Source organism: Clostridium tarantellae (assembly GCF_009295725.1).
Classification (GTDB): Bacteria; Bacillota; Clostridia; order Clostridiales; family Clostridiaceae; genus Sarcina; species Sarcina tarantellae.
Map to the genome: position 1 here is coordinate 1 of NZ_WHJC01000384.1, position 2680 is coordinate 2680.

Annotated in this window: 3 protein-coding genes; all 3 read left to right on the forward strand. The window is 23.8% G+C overall.

Annotated elements, in window-relative coordinates:
• On the forward strand, window positions 1-1715 hold a 1715-nt coding region (locus tag GBZ86_RS14745), incomplete at its 5' end, for a hypothetical protein (RefSeq protein ID WP_152891908.1).
• 305 nt (window positions 1716-2020) lie between these two features.
• A complete protein-coding gene (locus tag GBZ86_RS14750) occupies window positions 2021-2224 on the forward strand; it encodes a DUF1659 domain-containing protein (protein ID WP_152891909.1) in 204 nt (67 codons plus the stop codon).
• A gap of 54 nt (window positions 2225-2278) precedes the next feature.
• Window positions 2279-2512 (forward strand): DUF2922 domain-containing protein, encoded by a 234-nt coding sequence (locus GBZ86_RS14755; RefSeq protein ID WP_152891911.1) that lies wholly within the window; start codon window positions 2279-2281, stop codon window positions 2510-2512.
• The last annotated feature ends 168 nt before the right edge of the window (window positions 2513-2680 follow it).

The following is a 2680-nucleotide window of genomic DNA, read 5'->3' on the forward strand; positions in this document are numbered from 1 at the left end:
AAATATATCCTTTATCCTTAAATTTAATACCTTTATTCCTTCCAAATATTATAAATATAAATAATATTAATAATGAGCCTTTAGTTTCTATAGAATTTGATATTCTAGAAGAAAAATTTAAAGCATTTTCTTTTGATAATATAGCTGATACATCTAGTAAATATGATTATGTTATATTAAGTTTATATAATTTAAGTGATTTTGCTTTAACAGCTCCTATATTTACAGCTAAATTACCATCTAATACTATACCTAAGGATTTTATAGAAACTCTTAATAATACTTCCTTTATTTACGATTATATTTTAGAAATATACTGTCACACTAAAGCTTTATATAATGTTAATATAACTAATTTTAAAATGGAAAATCAAACTCATACACTTAGTTATAATCAAGAATTATTTAAAATCACTAAAAAAGGATTAGTTTCTTTTACTCCTATTTCAGTGTTAAATGATAATAAAATTATACTGCGCTCTTTTTATAATCCATATGCAGATGCACTTACTATAAGTTTTGATAAAGATTCTAAAAAAATAAAAGCTACTGCAGAAGAGTATATAATTAATAAAAGCTCTACAGGACAATATGCTTTTTCATATAAATTAAAGAGCAATAATGGTACTGTAAAAAAAGAAGACTCTATAATATCCTATACACCATCCTTTTATCCTAATTCAGGGGTTGCCATTGATTTAGCTACTTCTTTAAATGATACTGATTTTGAGTTTGGTGATATTTTTGAAATTTATGCTCCTTCTAGGGATTATAATTCTGTTTATAAAACTTCAGTTTTTATTTCAGATGTACCTTTTAAATCTAATATATACCTTCCATTTAACGATACAGAATCCTTTATTATAAGTGATTTAGGGTTAGTTTTACAATCTAATTCACCTTTAAGTGGTAAAACAATCTTAAAAAATGTAATAACATTAAAAAATATAGATAATGAAATAATGCTACAAATATATTTTGATATTATTTCTAAAAAACTTATTGTATCCTTTAGTAATATAAAAACACAAACTAGCTTTAATGAAGATTATTTCTTAATTACCTTAAGTGATAAACTAGGTAAAACAAAAGATTTTGGTAGAATATATGGTAATATAACTGCTGAAAACTTTGCATATGCTCTAAATAATTATCCTTTTGAACTTGGTGATATTTTAACTTTAAAATGTAAAGAATTAAATAAAATTTCAATATCTAATTATCCAAATTTTAATGAAAGGTTTAATCTTTTATTAACTCCTGAAAATTTCTATATAACTGAAAATGGATTAGTTCAATTTCCATTGAAAGATATTATAATTTTTAAGGATTTTTGGAACGCAACCATAGCAATAATATCCTTTGACTCTAAAAATAATAAACTACTTGTACACTCTACTGGCAAAATTGCTAATAAAGATATTATTTTAGATAATATTACTGGTAATGAATTATTTGCATTTATTTTAAAGGATAGTTTAGATGATCTAAAGAAAGAAGCTGCTGTAAACTTATATGAAGATGCTAATGAATTTGCTAAGATTTTAAATGATACTTCTTTTGAATATGATGATACTATAACCATTAGATTTAAAGATAAGGATAAACTATTTATATATAATTATTCTAAGGAGGGTAATACCTATACACCTCCAAATAATAATTCTAAGACCTTCATTATAAAACCTTCAGGTCTTAGCTTAAAATATTATTAATTTATAGCTTAGTTATCTTTTAATTTCTATTTAATATTAAATTTTCAAAGCAAATTCATATATTATTTTTTTCAATTAACACCTAATAAGTATATTATTAATATATTTATTTAGGTGTTTTTTAAGTGTTTTTTTATATTCTTTTAGTTAGTAAGAAAAAAAATATAAAAATTTTTTTGATTTTTACTACAAAAAATTTTAAATTTGCATATTTTATATTTGAAAGGACAATGAGTTAAGATTTTTCTTAAATTAAAATTCAAATGAAAGTGTTCTTTTAAAATAAAAGAAAGGAGGATAATATTATGTCACAGATAATAGCTCATAATATGATATTAAAGTATGAAAAAGGCATTGATGATAAAGGTGAACCTATATTTACTACTCAAAAAGTAAATATAGCTTTAAATTCTTCACAGGAAAATATTCTTAAGTGTGGCAATGCCTTAGGTGAATTAATAATTTCAACTCCAGTAGTTGAAGAAGAGTTAATAACTTCTCTTAATTAAGAATTACTTAATAATAAAAAGGGGAAATTTTAAAATTGAAAGGAGAGCTTTGTTTTGGAAAAAAACGAAAATAGTTTAATGTTAGTATTTAAAGATGATAGTAGTAATACTGTATCTTTAACCTTAAGAAATGCTAAAGAAGGAGTAGATGACTTAGCTATTAGTTCTGTTATGGATGATGTTATAGCTAGTGGATGTATTTTAACTAATGATGGAGAACCTGTCTCTAGTAAGGTAAAATTTGCTTATATAGATAAAACTACTACAGAACTTCATGTAATTTTATAAGAAAAATATTTTATAGTATAAATGTTAAAAAAGGAGGAACTGTGAACTACTCTCCACTTAGCTAACGCTTGAAGTGTGAGCTTCTTGGTCAATATAACTAATGTTACAAGTTTACCCAAGCTAACCCCGTCGCACCGACGGTTTGTGAAAATCACTAATTGATACCAG